16 protein-coding genes are annotated in these 19463 nt (G+C 54.2%); 7 read left to right on the top strand and 9 right to left on the bottom strand.

From position 1 onward, the window contains the following. The first annotated feature begins 182 nt into the window (after nt 1-182). Complete coding sequence (locus tag GW591_RS03300) at nt 183-1142, top strand: D-2-hydroxyacid dehydrogenase family protein (protein WP_015689633.1); 960 nt, start codon at nt 183-185, stop codon at nt 1140-1142. 63 nt (nt 1143-1205) lie between these two features. Here GW591_RS03300 and GW591_RS03295 read toward each other — a convergent pair whose 3' ends face one another. Continuing rightward, complete coding sequence (locus tag GW591_RS03295) at nt 1206-1538, bottom strand: DUF496 family protein (protein ID WP_013574907.1); 333 nt, start codon at nt 1536-1538, stop codon at nt 1206-1208. Nucleotides 1539-1705: 167 nt separating this feature from the next. Next, the gene (locus GW591_RS03290; RefSeq protein WP_013574906.1) at nt 1706-2803 is read right to left on the bottom strand and encodes an FUSC family protein; all 1098 of its coding nucleotides are present in this window, start codon (nt 2801-2803) and stop codon (nt 1706-1708) included. Nucleotides 2804-3040: 237 nt separating this feature from the next. Here GW591_RS03290 and sbcB point away from each other — a divergent pair, with 237 nt between their 5' ends. After that, nucleotides 3041-4468, top strand: a complete 1428-nt coding sequence (gene sbcB / locus GW591_RS03285) for an exodeoxyribonuclease I (protein ID WP_015689632.1) — start codon at nt 3041-3043, stop codon at nt 4466-4468. Nucleotides 4469-5151: 683 nt separating this feature from the next. Here the strand turns inward: sbcB and GW591_RS03280 are convergent. After that, nucleotides 5152-6528, bottom strand: coding sequence for an APC family permease (locus GW591_RS03280; RefSeq protein WP_013574904.1), 1377 nt, complete (start codon nt 6526-6528; stop codon nt 5152-5154). A 461-nt stretch (nt 6529-6989) separates the two neighbouring features. Continuing rightward, nucleotides 6990-8414 carry a glutamine synthetase family protein gene (locus tag GW591_RS03275; protein ID WP_049804358.1) on the bottom strand — a complete coding sequence of 475 codons (1425 nt, stop codon included), beginning with the start codon at nt 8412-8414 and terminating at the stop codon, nt 6990-6992. Between the two features lie 373 nt (nt 8415-8787). Here GW591_RS03275 and puuD point away from each other — a divergent pair, with 373 nt between their 5' ends. From puuD to GW591_RS03260, 3 genes are read left to right on the top strand one after another with little or no spacing between them, the layout of a single operon-like run. Continuing rightward, nucleotides 8788-9591, top strand: a complete 804-nt coding sequence (gene puuD, locus GW591_RS03270) for a gamma-glutamyl-gamma-aminobutyrate hydrolase (protein ID WP_015689631.1) — start codon at nt 8788-8790, stop codon at nt 9589-9591. 4 nt (nt 9592-9595) lie between these two features. Then, nucleotides 9596-10153, top strand: coding sequence for an HTH-type transcriptional regulator PuuR (puuR, locus tag GW591_RS03265; protein WP_013574900.1), 558 nt, complete (start codon nt 9596-9598; stop codon nt 10151-10153). Between the two features lie 50 nt (nt 10154-10203). Beyond that, nucleotides 10204-11517: an NAD(P)/FAD-dependent oxidoreductase gene (locus tag GW591_RS03260; RefSeq protein WP_051931096.1), complete on the top strand. Its 1314-nt coding sequence runs from the start codon at nt 10204-10206 to the stop codon at nt 11515-11517. 50 nt (nt 11518-11567) lie between these two features. Here GW591_RS03260 and GW591_RS03255 read toward each other — a convergent pair whose 3' ends face one another. Next, a complete protein-coding gene (locus tag GW591_RS03255) occupies nt 11568-11762 on the bottom strand; it encodes a hypothetical protein (RefSeq protein WP_037036572.1) in 195 nt (64 codons plus the stop codon). Between the two features lie 194 nt (nt 11763-11956). Between GW591_RS03255 and GW591_RS03250 the strand changes: the two genes are divergently transcribed. Further along, a complete protein-coding gene (locus GW591_RS03250) occupies nt 11957-13684 on the top strand; it encodes a potassium/proton antiporter (RefSeq protein ID WP_013574897.1) in 1728 nt (575 codons plus the stop codon). A 41-nt stretch (nt 13685-13725) separates the two neighbouring features. On the opposite strand, the gene osmE is transcribed toward GW591_RS03250, so the two are convergent. Next, nucleotides 13726-14058: an osmotically-inducible lipoprotein OsmE gene (gene osmE / locus GW591_RS03245; RefSeq protein WP_013574896.1), complete on the bottom strand. Its 333-nt coding sequence runs from the start codon at nt 14056-14058 to the stop codon at nt 13726-13728. Nucleotides 14059-14299: 241 nt separating this feature from the next. Between osmE and GW591_RS03240 the strand changes: the two genes are divergently transcribed. After that, entirely contained in the window at nt 14300-14899 is a 600-nt protein-coding gene (locus GW591_RS03240; RefSeq protein ID WP_166860091.1) for a cupin domain-containing protein, read from the top strand. A gap of 7 nt (nt 14900-14906) precedes the next feature. On the opposite strand, the gene GW591_RS03235 is transcribed toward GW591_RS03240, so the two are convergent. From GW591_RS03235 to GW591_RS03225, 3 genes are all read right to left on the bottom strand, one after another. After that, nucleotides 14907-16532 carry a methyl-accepting chemotaxis protein gene (locus GW591_RS03235; protein ID WP_166860087.1) on the bottom strand — a complete coding sequence of 542 codons (1626 nt, stop codon included), beginning with the start codon at nt 16530-16532 and terminating at the stop codon, nt 14907-14909. A gap of 97 nt (nt 16533-16629) precedes the next feature. Beyond that, nucleotides 16630-17700, bottom strand: coding sequence for an ABC transporter ATP-binding protein (locus tag GW591_RS03230; RefSeq protein ID WP_013574893.1), 1071 nt, complete (start codon nt 17698-17700; stop codon nt 16630-16632). After that, on the bottom strand, nt 17693-19462 hold the full coding sequence (locus tag GW591_RS03225; RefSeq protein WP_013574892.1) for an ABC transporter permease: 1770 nt from the start codon (nt 19460-19462) through the stop codon (nt 17693-17695). The genes GW591_RS03230 and GW591_RS03225 overlap by 8 nt, the downstream gene beginning before the upstream one ends. Nucleotide 19463: the final 1 nt, after the last annotated feature.

Below are 19463 nucleotides of genomic sequence, written 5' to 3'. Positions count from 1 at the left end.
TGCGGCGGTCTCCTCCCGCACTTTCCCCGCTAAAGGGCTTTCCCCCATCAGATTCATTTACACCCTTTCCTTTATGCAGGGCTTTTGCGCCGCATAAAGGAAAGGGGCTTACCGGGACACTTCACCTCCCGGCAGTTTCAGTGCTATATCTCTTTATCATGATTTTCAGATAAGGGATCCCCATGCCATTGCAATGCCGCATTCTTGATGATTACCAGAACGTTTCCCTTTCGCTGGCTGACTGGCGCTCACTGGCACCGCAGGTGGAATGCCAGGCGCTGACGGAACATATTGCTGATGAAAATACCCTCGCTGAAACCCTGAAAGACGCCGATATCGTCGTGATTATGCGTGAACGCACACCGTTCACCGCCGCGCTGTTTACCCGTTTGCCCAAACTGAAACTGCTGATCACCTCCGGTATGCGCAATGCCTCAATAGATCTCGCGGCGGCGAAAAAGCATGGCGTGACAGTCTGTGGCACCGGCAGCGGGCAGTCTGCGCCGGTTGAGCTGACATGGGCACTGATCCTCGGGCTGGCGCGGCATCTGATGACTGAAAATAATGCGTTTCGCCACAACGGCTCGTGGCAAAGCACGCTGGGTTTTGGCCTGAGCGGCAAACGTCTTGGTCTGCTGGGACTGGGAAAAATTGGTCAGAAGATGGCACATATCGCGCAGGCGTTCGGTATGGATGTGTGTGCGTGGAGCCAGAACCTGACCGCAGAACGCGCGGCGGAACAGGGTGTGACACTTTGCGCATCGAAAGAAGAATTACTGCAAACCAGCGATGTGGTGTCCATTCATCTGGTGCTCGGCGAACGCACGCGCGGCTTGCTGGGTGCGCAGGAACTGGCGCAGATGAAGCCCTCCGCCCTGCTGATTAATACCTCGCGCGCCGCGATTGTCGATCAGCCCGCCCTGCTCAGTGCGTTGCAAAAGGGTGTGATTGCCGGTGCCGGACTGGATGTGTTTGATGTCGAGCCGCTGCCGGCAGATCATCCTTTCAGAACGCAACCCAACGTACTGGCGACGCCGCATCTGGGCTACGTTTCAGACGGCAATTATCAGGTGTATTTCACCGAAGCCGTCGAAGACATTCAGGCGTTTCTGGCCGGAAAACCGGTACGCGTTTTGGAATAAGGTAAACAACAGGCGTAAAAAAACCGGGCATCAACCCGGTTTTTGTATTCGGTCGCGACGAAACTACTTGGTTTCGTTGGCTTTGATTTCGCCCATTGCTTTCAGCTTTTTGGACATTTCACGACGTTCTTTCGACAGGTCCGCATTGCGGATGATGTAATCATCAACGCGATCTTCATAGTCGCCGCGCATGCTGGCAATGATCGCCTGAATTTCGTCGATGCTCATACCTGGTTTGATGTAATCACTCAGGTTGTCGAGCAGCAGAACACGTTTCTGGTTGTCACGGATTTTCTTTTCGTTGTCAGCAATTTCGCGTTGTAATTTGTTTTTACGACGGAAAATGCGCACAAACTCCAGAACGTCCTGGAAACTCGGCTTATTGATATTGTCCATTTTAACACCTTCGATTAAGTTACACAGATTCAGTGACTGACTTGTCGCAACCGCTTGTCCTGCCTTAACTGTCAGCTAGCAGAAGAGTAGCAAAGATCGGGCTGCGCGCTCAGATAATCGTCCAATAACGCCATCTTACCCGTTTTAGGCCACAGACAAAAATCCCTTCATGCTTTCGGCGTTTTACCGCTGATTATTTGAGCGTCTTCTTTTTGCATCGTCATGGTGATCAGGTCGCCCATAGCCCGCAGTTGTTCCGCCACCTGTGAGCTCAGCCACACGTAGCCATACACCTGCGCTTCCAGATGATTTGCTGCATTCATTTCCGCCATCAGCGCTTTCAGCTCTTCCGCAGATTCGTTGAGCTGATGATTGATCGTCAGTTCGTCGCCTCGCGTGCCGTTCATCAGCATCAGACTGAGCTTTTCCAGCGTATTGAGCATCAGCAGTTGCGCACTGCGCAGCGTGCGGGCATTGAGCATCAGGAAATGGCTTTCGCGCGAACTCCAGTAGGCATCGGCCAGCAGTTCCAGCGTACACAACAGATTACGGCTCAGGGTCTGGATCGCATCAAACACTTCACGCGGAATATGCGATTCCTTACTGGCGGGAGCGAACAGAGCGCGCATCTTGACCATCTGCCCCATTGTCGTTTTCATTTTACCGTGCAGATGCGGGCGTTCGAGCATATTCGGCGATAACCACGCGCTGTAGAGTTTGTTCAGCGACATCAGGTAATCGGCCATCTGCATGCGCCAGTGAATAAACGCGCGCTGCGGATAAATACTGGCGAAAAGCAGCGCCAGCAGGGAACCGAAAATTACATCGCCGGAACGCCACAGCGCGGTATTCATATCGCCCGGCCCTGCGCCACACACCACCGCCAGCGTAATGCCGATCAGCAGCGCCATATACGGACGCTTGCCAAGGGTCAGATAGCCGCTGACAAACATCACAATTCCGCACCACACCAGCATCAGCGGAAAGGAGTACAGCTCGAGCCATAAGGCAATCAGCCCGGAAACGGAACCCAATACCGTGCCGGTAATGCGCTCCAGCACCCGCTGAAGCACGTTTCCCCAAAACGACATCGGTCCCATCACCACGACCAGGGTGATCAGCGGCCAGGTACCTTCGGGGATTTTCGTCAGACGGACAATCAGGAATGTCAGAATAAATGCCACCGCGATCCGCAGGGCGTGAGTCATTCTGTAATTACGGTAAATGACGTTATCCAGCGCAGAAATTTTCTTGTCGAGACGCACGTTGAGCCTGCCGTAAGGCGTAAATTCAAAGAAGGCGGTAGTTTAGCCGAGTTACCAGAGGGGATCACCCTGGTTTTTGTCAGGGATTTGGGGGATCGGTGCGGTATTGCGGAACAACGGGCCGATTTTGATGATGTGTTCCATGCCTGCGCATTTTGTCATGACTTCATTGTGGCGGATGGTATCCTAGTCGCCGTCGAGTTCATTCATTCCGCACTGATTAAGGTTATTTCCGTCATGTCAGACAAGCCGCAAAAAACTTTTTATTTCCACGATTACGAGACATTCGGTAAAAACCCGGCGCTGGATCGCCCGGCACAATTTGCCGGTGTGAGAACTGACGAAGATTTCAATATTATCGAAGAACCGCTGGTGATTTATTGCCGCCCTTCTGACGATTATCTGCCTGAACCTGAAGCGGTGATGATCACCGGTATTACGCCACAAGTGGCGCTGGAACGCGGCCTGATCGAAGCAGAGTTTACCGCGCAAATCCATAAAGCTTTCAGCGTGCCGGGCACCTGCATTGTCGGATATAACAATATCCGTTTCGACGATGAAGTCAGCCGTAATATCCTTTATCGCAACTTTTACGATCCGTACGCCTACAGCTGGCAGAACGGCAATTCCCGCTGGGATTTGCTGGATGTGATGCGCGCCTGTTATGCGCTGCGTCCGGAAGGCATCAACTGGCCGGAAAATGATGACGGTTTTCCGAGCTTCCGTCTGGAACATCTGACCAAAGCCAACGGCATTGAACACGAAAATGCCCATGACGCGATGGCCGATGTCTACGCCACTATTGCCATGGCAAAGCTGGTGAAACAGGCGCAACCACGTTTGTTCAGCTTCCTGCTCGAGCATCGCAGCAAACATAAACTTAATACCCTGATCGACATTCCTGCCATGGCCCCGCTGGTGCATGTTTCCGGTATGTTCGGCGCGGCGCGCGGGAATACCGCGTGGGTCGCACCACTGGCGTGGCATCCTGAAAACAAGAACGCCGTGATCATGTGCGATCTGGCCGGTGATATGTCGACGCTGTTAGATCTCAATCCTGATGAGATGCGTGAGCGTCTGTACAGTCGCCGCGAGGCGTTGCAGGCCGGGCAATCTCCGTTGCCGGTCAAGCTGGTGCACATCAACAAATGTCCGGTGCTGGCACCGGCCAAAACACTGTTGCCGGAAAATGCCGAACGGCTGGGTATTGACCGTCAGCGTTGTCTTGAGAATTTGCAGTTACTGCGTCAGAACCCGCAGGTGCGCGAGAAAGTGGTCACGATGTTTGCTGAAGCAGAGCCGTTTACGCCTTCCGATGACGTAGACGCCCGTCTTTACGACGGTTTTTTCAGCGATGCCGATCGCGCGGCCATGCGCATCATTGTGGAAACCCGTCCGGAGAACCTTCCCGCGCTGGATCTGACCTTTAATGATTCCCGCATCGAACCGCTGTTGTTTCGTTTCCGCGCCCGCAACTACCCTGCCACGCTGACCGATGCCGAACAGAAACGCTGGATGTTGCATCGCCAGGAGAAACTGACGGACGAGCGTGTGCAGGCGTACATTTTAGAGCTTGAATCGCTCTATAACTTGCATGAGGGGGATGTTGAGAAGATGGCGCTTCTCAAGGCGCTGTTTGAATACGGGAAGAAACTGGTGGGTTAATTTTTGGGGATTCCCGAACAACCCCTTCCGGAATAGTGAGAATTTCGGTTTTTCAAAAGCAGTTCCCATGCGGCTTTTTGTGCCGAAACCGACGAGAGAGGAAAGTGCTTTTCCTCTCTCGACTCTCCTCGCTTTTTTCACTGCGCGCTTCGCTGGTCACAATGTTTCAGGTAGCACAGCGACAGGCTGGAAATCTTGCCGCTGCGCGGTTCCTTCTCTCGGTCTTCGAGCCACAGGTCTCGAAGCCGCTCCGTTCAGCAAGATTTCTGAACCGCCCGCACGATCTCAAATTCAAAGTCGGATTGTTTTTCATCTTTTAGAAAAGTGTATTGGCGTGATCAAAAATGGCACCGAATGAACGGTTCGAGACCCAAGGCTCGACACCTGAAATGAGGGAATCGCGAAGCGATGACATTTTACGCCACTCACTGTTGCCGGGAAATATGTCCGTCATGCCTGCGGTAGCGCGTGTTGAAAAAAGCGGGGGGAATGCAAAGGGGGAAAGCACTTCCCCCTTTGTTCGGTTTCGGCGCGACACATTCAATAATCACCGTTCGTGAGAAACCGAAATATTCTCGATCAGATTTGAAAAGTCGCAATCACAGCAACCTCTGCAAAGTAGAGCCGCCATTGCAGCGGCCTTTCTGCAAAGAAAGTTTCCTGCCCTTTTCAAAGGGCAAAAATCACGCTTCCGGCGCAATCTCACCGCTCATCTGCGGTGGCTGCTTGCGAAACGCATTGGTGATGAACGCCAGATATCCGAGGCCAATCGCCCCCCAGACTAAGCCCAGAGTCATCGAACTCGATTCCAGATTCAGCCACAACGCACCGACGGTCAGCGCACCAATCACCGGCAGGATCAGGTAACTGATGTGATCTTTCAGCGTACGGTTACGTTTTTCACGGATGTAGAACTGTGAAATTACCGACAGGTTCACAAAGGTGAACGCCACCAGCGCACCGAAGTTAATCAGCGCGGTCGCTGTCACCAGATCAAAGGTTATCGCAGACATCGCCACAACACCGACCAGCAATACGTTGAACGTCGGGGTACGCCATTTCGGATGCACGTAACCGAACAGTTTTTCCGGGAACACGCCATCGCGGCCCATTACGTACAGCAGACGGGAAACACCCGCATGTGCGGCCATGCCTGATGCCAGAACGGTTACACAACTGAAACACAGAATGACGGACTGGAAGAACTTACCTGCCACGTACAGCATGATTTCAGGCTGAGACGCGTCCGGATCTTTAAAGCGCGAGATGTCCGGGAAATACAGTTGCAGGAAGTAAGACACCACCACGAAGATGATGCCGCCAATCAGCGCGGTCAGGAAAATCGCTTTCGGAATGACTTTGCCCGCGTTTGGCGTTTCTTCAGACAGTGAACTGATACCGTCAAAGCCCAGGAATGAGAAGCACAGAATGGTCGCACCGGTAATCATCGGCACCACGTGCGCATTCTCACTGAAGAACGGCTTAGTGGTTGCCAGCGTACCCATCCCCTCGCCCATATAAACGCCACGGACTAACAGACCCAGGAACACCACCATGATCGCCACCTGCACCACAACGATAATGCTGTTCAGGTTCGCCACAATCTTGATGCCGCGCAGGTTGAAGGCGGTCATCATGCCGACCAGCGCCACCACAAATATCCATGACGGCACGCCAGGGAAAATGGCTTCCAGATAGATTTTCGCCAGCAGGATGTTGATCATCGGCATGAACAGGTAGTCCAGCAGTGATGACCAGCCGACCATAAAGCCGACGTGCGGGCTGATAGCTTTTTGCGCGTAAGTGTAAGCAGAACCGGCAGACGGGAAACGCTGCACCAGTTTGCCGTAGCTCACGGCAGTAAACAGAACGGCGATCAGCGCGAAGATGTACGCTGTCGCGACGTGACCATCGGTCAGGCCGGAAACAATGCCGAACGTATCGAAAATGGTCATCGGTTGCAGATAGGCAAGCCCCATCATGACAACCTGAACCAGTGTCAGGGTTTTACGCAGTTGTACACGCTGAGTGGCCGGAGCGGCAGATGCATTAGCAGACATGGTTCAGCCCTCCCTGGATTGCAGACACCGGGCGCTTAAACGCCTCTGAAAGCAACGTACAGGGAAAACTTCGGGAGTTATTACCAGTAAACGGGGGGTAGATCTTCACGTCGCTGAACGCGGAGGTGAAGGCTGTGCGAATGTGACCGCAGCTGACAGAAGCACCGGCAGGCACCGGTACAGGTTTGAAGTATTGCCCCATATTACATTTCCTCATAGTGGCGACCGTTTTTAATTTGGGATCGCACACGAACCTTGTTATCTATCCGGATCTGGGTCCGGCCTCTGTTGAATTAGTTTGGGTACTGCATATACAAAAAAAATAACCGGCGCCTTTAAGCGTCGGTTATCTGCAGTGCGGCGTATTTTGCACAAATCACGCATGAATGACAACATTCACAGGCGTTGCGTTACAAATTCTTTTCCAGTATTGAACATAATGCGCGTATTCGTTAACCGTGCTACGCGTTGCGGAGCATCCAGTCTATCTCCGTTTCCGTCACCCTTCTCTCGAACTGCAACAGTTCATCGGATTTACAGGTGTGATAGACGTGTGAGAAACGTTCGCCGAGGATTTTCTTCAGCGCAGGCTGATCGTCAAAATCATACAGCGCATCGCTCTGGCGGATAGGCAGCGGAATACCTTCCTGTTCCAGACCGTTACCGGTGACCGGTTCGGGTAACGGCAAATCGTTGTCCAGACCATACAGCATGCCCGCCAGTACGGTGGCGACCACTAAATACGGGTTAGCATCGGCACCGGCCACGCGATATTCCACGCGGTGATCGGCGGTTCCGCTGCAAGGAACACGCAGGGCAACGGTACGGTTATTGTGCCCCCACGACGCCTGCGTCGGCACATACATGCCCGGCTGGAAGCGGCGGAAGGAATTGACGTTTGGCGCCAGCACCGCCATAGAGGCCGGCATCAGTGCAATCATGCCAGCGAGCGCGCGTTTCATCAGTTCAGAATCTTCGCCACTGGCATTGGCAAACAGGTTTTTACCGTTGTCGTCGAGCACGCTGAGATGGATGTGCATCCCGCTGCCCGCATATTCATCGTAAGGTTTCGCCATAAAGGTGGCGTCCATATCGTGATTTTCAGCTACCAGCCGCACCAGACGTTTGAGCATCAGGGCGTAATCGCAGGCGCGCAGAATATTTTCGCTGTGGTGCAGATTGATTTCGAACTGGCCCGGTGAAGATTCCGCCACCGCGCCATCCGCAGGTAACCCCTGAATGTGCGCCAGACGATCAATGTCACTGAGCACATCCGCAAAGTGATCGAGATTATCGACGGAGTAAACCTGAGTATGCATGCTGCGTTCCTGCGTCCCCGGGGTGCAGGGTGGCTGAATATAGCCTTCCGCATCACGCTGCCTGTCGAGCAGATAGAACTCCAGCTCTACCGCTACCACCGGGAACAGGCCCCGCTGGCGCAATGTTTGCCAGATATGATTAAGCACATTGCGTGGTTCAACGTTAAAGGGAGTGCCATCTTCGTCAAGCATGGTCAGAAGCAACTGGCCGGTATGTTCAGGGTCGGAAGCCGATGGCGTTAAGGTTCCGGGAACCGGCACACAGGTGCGGTCAGGTTCGCCCAGTTCCTGGCCTAGTCCGGCTTCTTCCACAACATTACCGAGAATGTCCATGGCGAAGACCGATGCCGGGAAATAACAACCTTTTTCGAGTTTACGGAGTGCTGAGACGGGAACGCGTTTGCCGCGGAAGGAGCCATTGAGATCGGTGAGCAGGACGTCGACGTGAAGGGTTTGCGGGTGACGCTCCAGGTATTGGGATACTTCATCCTGGAACGCGCTACTTCGCTCTTCAACGTGCTTAGCGAGGGGCTCGGTCCCGCTAATCTCTTTCTTAATTTCATTCATCAGTTCAGTCGCTTGCATAGGTTTTCCGCCATTTGCTGGTTTCCGGCATATCAGGCTCCAACAGGGTGCCAGCCGGTTATCTTTACCGGGTCATCACTTTGTTCAACGCTGTGCTCTCATGGAGTGGGGATCCTCTCAGTTTTTTACTCAAAGCTCTTTTATGCTCAAACCGTTTATTGCTCAAAATAACGGCCATATCATTAACCCTAGCCTTAACATTAATTATTTGCAACATGTACATTATCGCAACATATCAGTTTGAAAAGCGACCTGAGCGCTGCTAAATTGGTCAATATAAGGTCAATATTCTGAGCAGTAATGTGCGGGGAGGCACGTACTGTCAGCCAATTCATCTACTCAACGAGGCGGTATTATGGGCAATATATTTTCCACGGCATCTGCGGGAAAAGAGACGCGCTACAGACCGGTCATTGGGGTAGTCATGTGTAAAAACATCGTTGATGAAAATCCTGCCCTGACTGTCCACGAAAAGTATCTGGACGCCATTTTCAACGCCGATGCCCTTCCCGTTTGTCTGCCACATGAACTGGCAGCGCGCGAAGGCGCGATAGACCAGATTCTGCGCGGTCTCGACGGCATCTTCCTCACCGGCAGCCCCAGCAATATTGAGCCTCATCAGTACGGTGAAGAAGGTGTCGAGGAGCAGGCTGATCCCGGCCGTGACCGCCTGAGTTTGCAGTTGATTCGCGCGACGCTGGATAAAAAAATCCCGCTGTTCGCCGCCTGTCGCGGATTACAGGAACTGGTGGTTGCCACCGGCGGCAGTTTGCACCGTAAAGTGCAAGACGTGCCGGGCTATATGGATCACCGCGAAGACACCACCTTGCCGCACGACAATCAGTATGATCTCGTGCATCCGGTACATATCGAACCGGGCGGCTTACTTTCGGAATTATTACCCGATTATCAGCAGTTTCAGGTGAACTCCCTTCACGGTCAGGGAGCCAACCGTCTGGGTGACATACTGACCGTGGAAGCACGCGCACCGGACAATCTGGTGGAAGCCGTGAGTGTCCGCAATCATCCGTTTGCCCTTGGTGTGCAGTGGCATCCGGAATGGCACAGTCTGACCGACCCGGTGTCGCGTCAGCTGTTTAACGCTTTTATCGCTGCCTGTCGCAAGGGCCATCAGGCCCGGAGCGCACGAGAGGAATAAACGGATGAGCGAAGTCAGTCTGGCGCCTGGTCGCCGGCTTTCTGAAATTCGCCAGCAACTCGGGATGTCACAGCGCAAAGCCGCCGAGTTGTCTGGCCTGACACACAGCGCCATCAGCACCATCGAACAGGATAAAGTCAGCCCCGCCGTCAGTACGTTGCAAAAGTTATTGCGGGTTTACGGGCTGTCACTTTCGGAGTTTTTCGCCGAAGAACATAAAAGTAACGCGCCGCGTATCGTGATTAATGCGGCGGATTTAATTGAAATCGGCAGCCGCGGCGTGTCCATGCGCATGGTCCACAACGGCACGCCAAACCATACCGTTGCCATGTTGCTGGAAACCTATCAGCCCGGCAGCACCACAGGTGACAAAATCAAACATCAGGGTGAGGAAGTCGGCACCCTGTTAGAAGGAGAAATCATCTTAACCGTCAACGGTCAGAGTTACCCGCTGCGTGCGGGGCAAAGTTATGCCATTAACACCGCGAACCCTCATAGTTTCAGTAATATTTCGACGCGGATTTGCAGGATTGTCAGCGCGCATACCCCTAATACCTTCTAGTTGTCATCGGCTCCGGGCGTGGCAACGGGAACCCGAAGAAGGATGTCATCATGACTGCTCAAACAGGAAGTCCCCGCGCTGCCGGTGTGCCGCACACCGACAGCTATTACGCCGGTTCTGTCAACGACCACGCGCCGTGGCCGGAACTGACAGACAATATTGAGTGCGATGTCTGCATTGTCGGTGCCGGTTTTACCGGCATTTCTTCTGCTTTATATCTGTGTGAGGCCGGTTACGATGTGGTGGTGCTTGAGGCCGCACGGGTCGGCTGGGGCGCCAGCGGGCGTAACGGCGGGCAGGTGGTCAACTCTTACAGCCGCGATATTGATGTGATTGAAGACCGCTACGGACGGCAGACCGCTGATATGCTCGGCAGCATGATGTTTGAAGGGGCGAACATCATCCGTCAGCGCATCGATCAGTATGCCATCGACTGTGACTATCGCCCCGGCTGTATTTTTGCCGCGCTGAGTGCACGCCAGCTTTCGAAACTGCGCGACCAGCAAAAGCTGTGGAACCGTTACGGCCATACTGAACTGACCCTGCTGGATGAAACCGCCGTGCGGCGCGAAATCGCCACCGACCGTTACGTCGGCGGGCTGCTGGATAAAAATGGCGGCCACCTTCATCCGCTGAATCTGGTGCTGGGCGAAGCCGAAGCGGTGCGGCGTCATGGTGGGCGTATATTTGAAGGATCGGCAGTCACGCGCATTGACCACGGCGAACCAGCGTTAGTGCACACGGCCAAAGGTCAGGTCAGCGCCAAATATGTGATTCTGGCGGGCAACGCCTATCTGAGTCAGCAGCTTGCGCCGCGCCTCACGCGTCTCAGCATGCCGTGTGGCTCGCAGATTGTCGCCACAGAACCGCTGTCGGATGACATGGCACTCTCACTGTTGCCCAACAATTACTGCGTCGAAGACTGCAATTATCTGCTCGATTATTTCCGTCTCACCGCTGACAACCGGATGCTGTACGGCGGCGGTGTGACCTACGGCGGTAAAAATCCGCCGAATATCGATTCGGTGATCCTGCCCAAACTTAACCGCACCTTTCCGCAGCTTAAAGGCGTCAAGATTGATTACCGCTGGGGCGGCAATTTCCTGCTGACGTTATCGCGCCTGCCGCAATTTGGCCGGCTGGAAAATAACATCTATTACATGCAGGGTGACAGCGGGCATGGCGTGACGCTGACGCATCTGGCCGGGAAACTCATCACCGAAATGCTGCGCGGAGACGCCGAACGTTTTGATGCGTTCGCCCGTTTACCGCATATGCCGTTCTTCGGTGGCCGCAATTTCCAGGTGCCATTTACCATGCTGGGCGCAGCGTATTATTCCCTGCGCGACCGCCTGGGCGTGTAATCCTTTCATCCTGCAAAGCCCCGCAGTTTAACTGCGGGGAAATCCCTGTGTCAGCCTTTACCCGCCACCGGAAATTCGCTGTCAGTGCCGACTTCGGGCAACTCATTCAGATCTGGCTCGATCCCTTGCGAAATGTAATCTTTTGCCGCAATCGACTGTTCATTGCCTTGTGCGTCGCGGATAAGCACATGTTTGATCGCGCCATCTTTCATCACCTCACGGTGTACACCGGTAAATTCACTCATTGTGGTTTCCTTTTTGATGAACTGCACGTAGACATCGCTCATCTTTAAGCATAGTTTTTTATTCTTAAGTGCAACTAATAAAAATCCTAAATGACCTCAGCAACGCGCTCATTTTCCTGATAAATTAGAGGTATTGTCACTGATGACGACACCGCACGCCCCCGCACCACTCATGCCTTACAAGGAGAACGCTCTTGGACGCCAGCACGATTAATACTCTTTTCTTTATTGGCGCCCTGTTAGTCGCAGCGAGCATTTTGCTCAGTTCGTTCTCTTCTAAGCTTGGCATCCCTATTTTAGTCATTTTCCTGGCGATCGGCATGCTGGCAGGCATCGACGGAATTGGCGGCATTGCGTTTGATAATTACCCCGCCGCCTATCTGGTCAGCAACCTGGCGCTGGCGGTGATTTTGCTCGACGGCGGCATGCGTACCCGCGCCTCTTCCTTTCGTGTGGCCCTGTGGCCCGCGCTGTCGCTGGCGACGGTCGGCGTTCTGATTACCGCCGGTCTGACCGGGCTGGCCGCCGCGTGGTTATTCAATATCAACCTGATGCAGGGTTTACTGATTGGCGCGATTATCGGTTCAACCGATGCGGCAGCCGTCTTCTCGCTGATTGGCGGTAAAGGTCTGAACGAACGTGTCAGCGCCACGCTGGAAATTGAATCCGGCAGCAACGACCCGATGGCGGTATTCCTGACCATCACCCTGATCGACATGATTTCCAAAGGTGAACACGGCCTGAGCCTGATGTTTGTGGTGGATGTGGTGCGCCAGTTTGGCCTCGGCATTGTGTTTGGTGTGGGCGGCGGCTGGCTGCTGCACAAGCTGATTAATAAGATTACGCTGGCGGCCGGGCTGTATCCGCTGCTGGCGTTCAGCGGTGGTTTGCTGGTGTACGCGGCAACCATGTCACTGGAAGGCAGCGGCATTCTGGCGGTGTATCTGTGCGGCCTGATGCTCGGCAATATGCCCATCCGCAACCGTCACGGTATTTTGCAAACCTTCGACGGGCTGGCATGGCTCAGCCAGATTGGTATGTTCCTGGTGCTCGGTTTGCTGCTGACGCCCAGCGATCTGTTGCCGATTGCCATCGCGGCGCTGGCGCTGTCATTGTGGATGATCCTGCTGGCACGTCCGCTGTCGGTGTTTGTCAGCCTGATCCCGTTCAAAAACTTTACCCTGCGCGAACGCTTCTTTATCTCGTGGGTTGGCCTGCGCGGTGCGGTACCGATCATTCTGGCGGTATTCCCGATGATGGCCGGACTGCCTAATGCCACGCTGTATTTTAATGTCGCCTTCTTTATCGTGCTGGTCTCCTTGCTGCTTCAGGGGACGTCATTAGGCTTTGCGGCCAAAAAAGCCAAAGTGCTGGTGCCGCCGCAACCGACGCCGATTTCCCGCGTCGGTCTGGATATCGATGTGTATAACGACTGGGAACAGTTCGTGTATCAGCTCGGCTCCGATAAATGGTGCGTCGGCGCGGCACTGCGTGATCTGCAAATGCCGCAGGCGACACGGATTGCAGCGCTGTTCCGTGGCAAAGAGATGCTGCATCCGACCGGCAGTACGCGGCTGAAGGAAGGCGATATTCTGTGTGTCATCGGACAGGAAAAAGATTTACCGGAGCTGGGTAAATTGTTCAGCGACAGCAATAAAGTGGTGCTTGATGATCGTTTCTTTGGTGATTTCATTCTGCAGGCCGATGCCCCGCTGGATGCGATTTCTCAGTTATATGGTCTGAATCTGGAAGACACCGTGGATCAGTCGCAAACCCTGGGACATTTCGTCATTAAGCTGCTCGGAGGCGAACCGGTGATCGGTGACCATATCGAATGGGACGGACTGACGTGGACGATTGCGGAAATGGAAGGAAATCGGGTGAGTAAAGTCGGCGTGAGGATTGTGACGCAGAAGGCTTAAATTCCGGCTCCTTCCCCTCTCACGAGGGGAAGGAAAACGTATTACTGAGCAGCCTGCGGGTCTTTGTCGTAGTCTGAACAGGACTGATAACCTTTGTTCATGACATGACCGGTGTCGTTAAAGCTGACGAAGTAGGTCTGAGCTTTACCATCACGCGGGGCGACCGCATAAGTCTGACAAGTCCCTTTGGCGTGGATCAGCGTCGCTTCCGTTGACGGTGGTCCTGCAATGGCACGAACCTGCGATTTCGTCATCCCGACTTTGACATCACTGACTACCGGTTCTTTAACGTAACTCGCCGCACGGTCATAAGTCTGACACCCTGCCAGAACCGAAACTGCTGTAGCAACCACAAGTAACATTTTCTTGTTCATAACTTCTCCTCCTGAGTATTTTTGTATTGTTAAGCATAGAAGACATAAGGGATTTAGCCAGCCGATATGACTTCTATTTATTAATTGCACCATATTTTAAGTTTTTTCTGATAACCGGAATGGAGATTTTTAGCGCGGCCTGACATGCATTTTTATGTGTGCAAAAAGAAGATATTCAGGGCTTTTTGATCTATACATGAAAGAGGTAAGCCATTGATTGCTCGACAAGGAGCTATTACTGATGCATTTGGATCGACGCCGGTTTGTGACTTTGCTGGGTGTTATAGCCCTGATGCCGATACCCCAAACGGGCTTCGCGACTCCCCGGGAGGTTGCCATGAATACTCTGCGGATTGATAAACCCGACGGCGGTGTGCCGAATAATACGTTACCGGTGCTGATTTATCACCGCGTCATTCCGCCTGATACCGCCGATAATGCCGACTATCTCGAACACCTTTTCCGCGCCAACGGCTGGCCGCCGCAGTGGCGTTATCCCGTCTATACCTTTACGCATTTTCATTCCAACACACCTGAAGTGCTGGGTGTTTTTGCCGGTACGGCGAAGCTGCAACTGGGCGGCGAGCACGGCAATATTATCGAAGTGAAAGTCGGCGATGTGTTACTGCTTCCGGCCGGAATCGGCCATAAACAGATTTCTGCCGATGACGATTTTATGCTGGTCGGCGCGTATCCGCCGGGCATCAAAGCCGATTTATGCCATGACGAATTGCCGCAACTGGCGGCTCGCACCAAAGCGGTGAACGCCGTCCCGCTGCCCGCGACGGATCCGGTGACCGGACACAGCGAAGGCAGCATGCTGGTGTGGCATCAGAAATAACCGGGCATCACGCGGCGGTCAGGGCAAACCGCGCCACGGCTTTTTCCAGACGCTGCGACTGGTCCAGCAACTGCTGGGAAGATGCCGCCGCATGATCCGCCAGTTTGCCGTTTTGCAGCGTCACATGATTAAGCGCGGTAATGCGTTCGGAGACATCGTGAACACTTTGCCCCTGATACAACGTCGCTGCCGAAATCTCACTGACTAACGTGCTCAGGCCGTTGAAGATATGAATTATCTCTTCCAGACTTTGCCCCAGCACCGTAACGGATGCCGAACCGCGATCAATTTGCTGCACGGAATCATCAATCAGCTGGTGAATGCCGCGCGTCGAATGGCTGCTCTTTTGCGCCAGCAGACCGATTTCTTTCGCCACCACCGCAAATCCGCGTCCGTGCTGTCCGGCATGCGCCGCTTCAATCGCCGCATTCAGCGCCAGAATATTGGTCTGAAACGCCACGCTGTCGATCATCGAGACAATACTGCTCATTTCTGAAGACTGGCTGACAATCTCTTTCATCGCGGTATCCACCTGCCCCATCACTTCCCCGCCGCGCGTCGCCACGCCTTTCGCCTGCTCGGCGCGTTGACTGGCCTGCAACGCATAGGCGGCGTTTTCTTTCACACGTTCATTAAGATGGGTGATGTGTTCAGTGGCAGCGCTGAGTTCTTCACTCTGAATGGCGGCCTGTGCCGATAATTCCTCGTTACCCTTTGCCATCTGATTGATATTGATCATGATATGCGAGGAGGCATCGCGCACTTCACTGACCAGTTTTTGCAGGCCGCGCTGCATGTTGCGCAGGCTGACACCCAGCTCGCGGACTTCAATCACCCGCGCGTGGTCATCTTCGACATCGCGCGATAAATCCCCGGCAGCCAGCACGCTGATGTGCCCGATCATGCGTTGCAACGGACGGATAATCCACGCAGACACACCGCGCCAGACCAGCACCGCAATCACCGCCAGAATGACCAGCGCGCCCATAAACAGCGTTTTCGCCTGCGTCAGCGCATTGAGTAAGCGGTCGCTCAGGGACACCGCTGTGTGCTCATTAACCGCCAGATAAGCATAATATTTCTGGCTGAAGTCATCCTGAAACGCCTGGATCGGCACTTCAAAGAAGGAATCAATATTGTTGTTATTTTGCAGACCGTTCGCCTGTTCCCGCAAGCCGTCGTAGAACATCTGATAGCTGGATTTCAGCTCGGTGGCAGCCGTATCGGCGTTTTTCGTCATACCTTCGAATTGTGCAAACGCTTTTTGCGACGCGGCAAGCGAACCCAGCGATTCTTCCATCAGGCTGTTCCAGCTCCCGACCGAGCCGGTTTCTTTATCCTGCATGTAATAAATACCGGCACGGTTCAGTTTGTCGCTGGCCATCAGCAGTTCCATACGGGCTTTATCCATGACGGCTTGCTGCTGACGCAGACTTTCGGTCGCAATAACGTTGTTATGTGCATCCTGCAGGATTTTGGTGAGCACCACGGTGGAGAAGATTTGCAAAGCAGAAAACAGGGCGATAACGCAAATTACCCCGAAAAGGATCCCCCGTGGACGTTTGATGAAACCCGATCGAAACAATCTGTTGAATGGCATTTTACCAATAAGTGAACGAGAAGTTAAATTCATGATTATTCTGCATTATTTAGAGAAGAAACAGAATTTTACTCGCGGGAAATGACAGAAGTATTTCAGGGAGCGGCGCTGAACCGCTCCCTGCGATTACTTATTGTTTCGGGAAGATCCACACATGGTTTTCGGGAAGTGCCAGACGGCAATGCTGCGGGTCGCGCACATCGGTGCCGTAAGCACGGATCACAAAATCATCACCAGTTGTGCGGAACAGATATTCCCAGCGGTCACCGAGATACATGCTGGTCAGAAGCGGTAATTCCAGCTGATTCTCGCCCGGCCCGTCGGCCAGCACCACGCGTTCGACGCGGATCACCGCCGTCCCTTCTTGCCCGGCCTGCACCCCCTCACCCGCCAGCCCCCACAGCACCCAGTCGCTGCCTTCGATACGCGCTTTACCCTCACGCACTTCGGTGACCTTGCCGTGCAGACGATTGTTGCTGCCCATAAATTCTGCGGTAAACAGGGTTTTCGGCGAACCGTACATTTCCTGCGGCGTACCCTGCTGTTCAATTTTGCCGTTGTTGAGCAAAAGAATACGGTCAGAAATCGCCATCGCTTCATTCTGGTCATGCGTCACCATCAGCGCCGACAGTCCGAGTTTAATGATCAGTTCGCGCAGGAACACCCGCGCCTCTTCACGCAGTTTGGCATCCAGGTTTGACAGCGGCTCATCGAGCAAAATCACCGGCGGGTTGTAGACCAGCGCACGGCCAATCGCCACGCGCTGCTGCTGACCGCCGGAAAGCTGATGCGGGTGGCGCTTGCCCAGATGCCCGAGGCCCAGCTGATTCAGCACATCCTGTACGCGCCGGGTAATTTCACCCGCCGAAACCTTACGTAATTTCAGCGGATACGCCACGTTCTCAAACACGGTTTTATGCGGCCACAGGGCGTAAGACTGAAACACCAGCCCGAGATTGCGCTCTTCGGCCGGAATTTCGCTGCGCGGTGTGCCGTCATAAACTTTGTTTTTGCCAATGACGATAGTGCCTTTCACCGGCTTTTCCAGCCCGGCGACGGCACGCAGCAAGGTGGTTTTTCCGCTGCCGGAAGGCCCGAGCAATGACACCACTTCGCCGCGTTTCAGATCCATGGAAACGCCCTTCAGCACCGGATTATCACCATAAGTCAGGTGCAGATTGTCGACAGATAATTCAATCATGTAATTTCACTCCGAAACGAAGGGCAATACCCAGACCTAACACCACCAGCAGGATGTTAATAAAGGAGAGCGCGGCAACAATATCAATGGCGCCCGCCGCCCACAGGGAAACCAGCATCGAGCCGATGGTTTCCGTACCCGGCGAAAGAAGATAGACACCAGTGGAATATTCACGCTCGAAAATCAGGAACATCAGCAGCCACGAGCCAATCAGGCCGTAACGCGACAGCGGAATGGTAACGTGACGGGTGATCTGCCCGCGGGTCGCCCCGGTACTGCGCGCCGCCTCTTCCAGCTCCGGCCCGACCTGCAACAGTGTCGAGGAAATCAGCCGCAGACCATACGCCATCCACACCACGGTATACGCCAGCCAGACGCTGAAAATCGTACTGCGCAACGATCGCAACCAGACCACCAGGTTATCGCGCAACCACTGTGACCACGGCATGCCGGAAAGCCAGCCGGATTTGAGCGCGTTATCGAGCCACATCGGCAGGAACAGGAACACCCACAGGAAGGCCAGACCGGCCAGCAGCCCCGGCACCGCACGCGGCACCAGTACGCTGTAATCAAGGAAACGGGTGACGCCGTCGGGTTTACGGTGCATAGCAATACCGATAAACAGATAACAGGCCACTGCCAGCGCACCGCCAATGACGCCAATGGCCATCGAGTTGACGATAGCGCGCAGCAGGTTCGGCTGTTCCCAGATAGTGCGGAACGTGTTGAGCGAGAGTTCATCCCAGATGGAAACCCCGACGCCCCAGTTAGAGATAAATGCACGCAGCATCACACCAATCAGCGGAACGCCGATGGTCACCGTCAGCCAGAACGCCACCACAGCCCCGGCCACCCAGCGCCATTTTCCAAGCGGTAAAGCACGCGCCTGCGACGCTTTACCTTTCACCGTCACGAAGCGGTTGGCGGTACGCATCAGGCGGCGCTGCAACATCACCAGCGGAATAGTGATACAAATCAGCACCACGGCAACCGCAGCCATCAGATGATAAGACGGCGTACCAAGTTTGTTGGTCAGCTGATAAAGATAGGTCGCCAGCACCATGTTGCCTTCCGGGTCACCCAGTACCAGCATCAGGCCGAACACTTCCAGCCCGAGGAAGAACAGCAAAACGGTGGCGTACAGAATCGACGGGCGCACCATCGGCAGACTGACCGCCGTCATCACCTGTAACGGCGAGGCGCCTGCGGTTCGCGCGGCTTCCTCAACATCCGACCCGACGCTGCGCAACGCCGAGGAGATATACAGATAGGCGTGAGGAACATGCGTCAGACCGGCAATCACCACGATGCTCGACATGTCGTAGATGTTCCACGGCACGAAACCGAGGATCGCCTGTGCCCACAGTGAAAAGAACCCGACCGGTCCGGCGGCCACCACGTAACCGAAACCTAATACCATCGGCGACACAAAAATCGGCACCAGGATCAGCGGTTCAATCACGCGTCTGCCCGGCAAATCCGTACGCACCATCAGGAACGCCAGAATACCGCCAAGCGGGATGGCGATGACCACCAGCCCGAAGGCCAGAATAAAGCCGCTTTTCAGGGCCTTGTAGAAATCCGGATCAGTAAAGATGAATCCAAAGGATTCGAGGCTCCATTCTTTCGACGGCGAAAAGAACGGCGCGGAGAGGAAACTCTGTATCACGATGAACGACAACGGAATGTAGATAACCAGCGCCGTTATCAACACCACAATGCCGCGCGGCAGGCTCTGCCACTTTCTGCGCAATGCATTCATG

Origin of the sequence: Rahnella aceris (genome assembly GCF_011684115.1) — a bacterium.
Taxonomy (GTDB): Bacteria; Pseudomonadota; Gammaproteobacteria; order Enterobacterales; family Enterobacteriaceae; genus Rahnella; species Rahnella aceris.
This window is presented reverse-complemented; position numbering and strand designations above follow the sequence as displayed.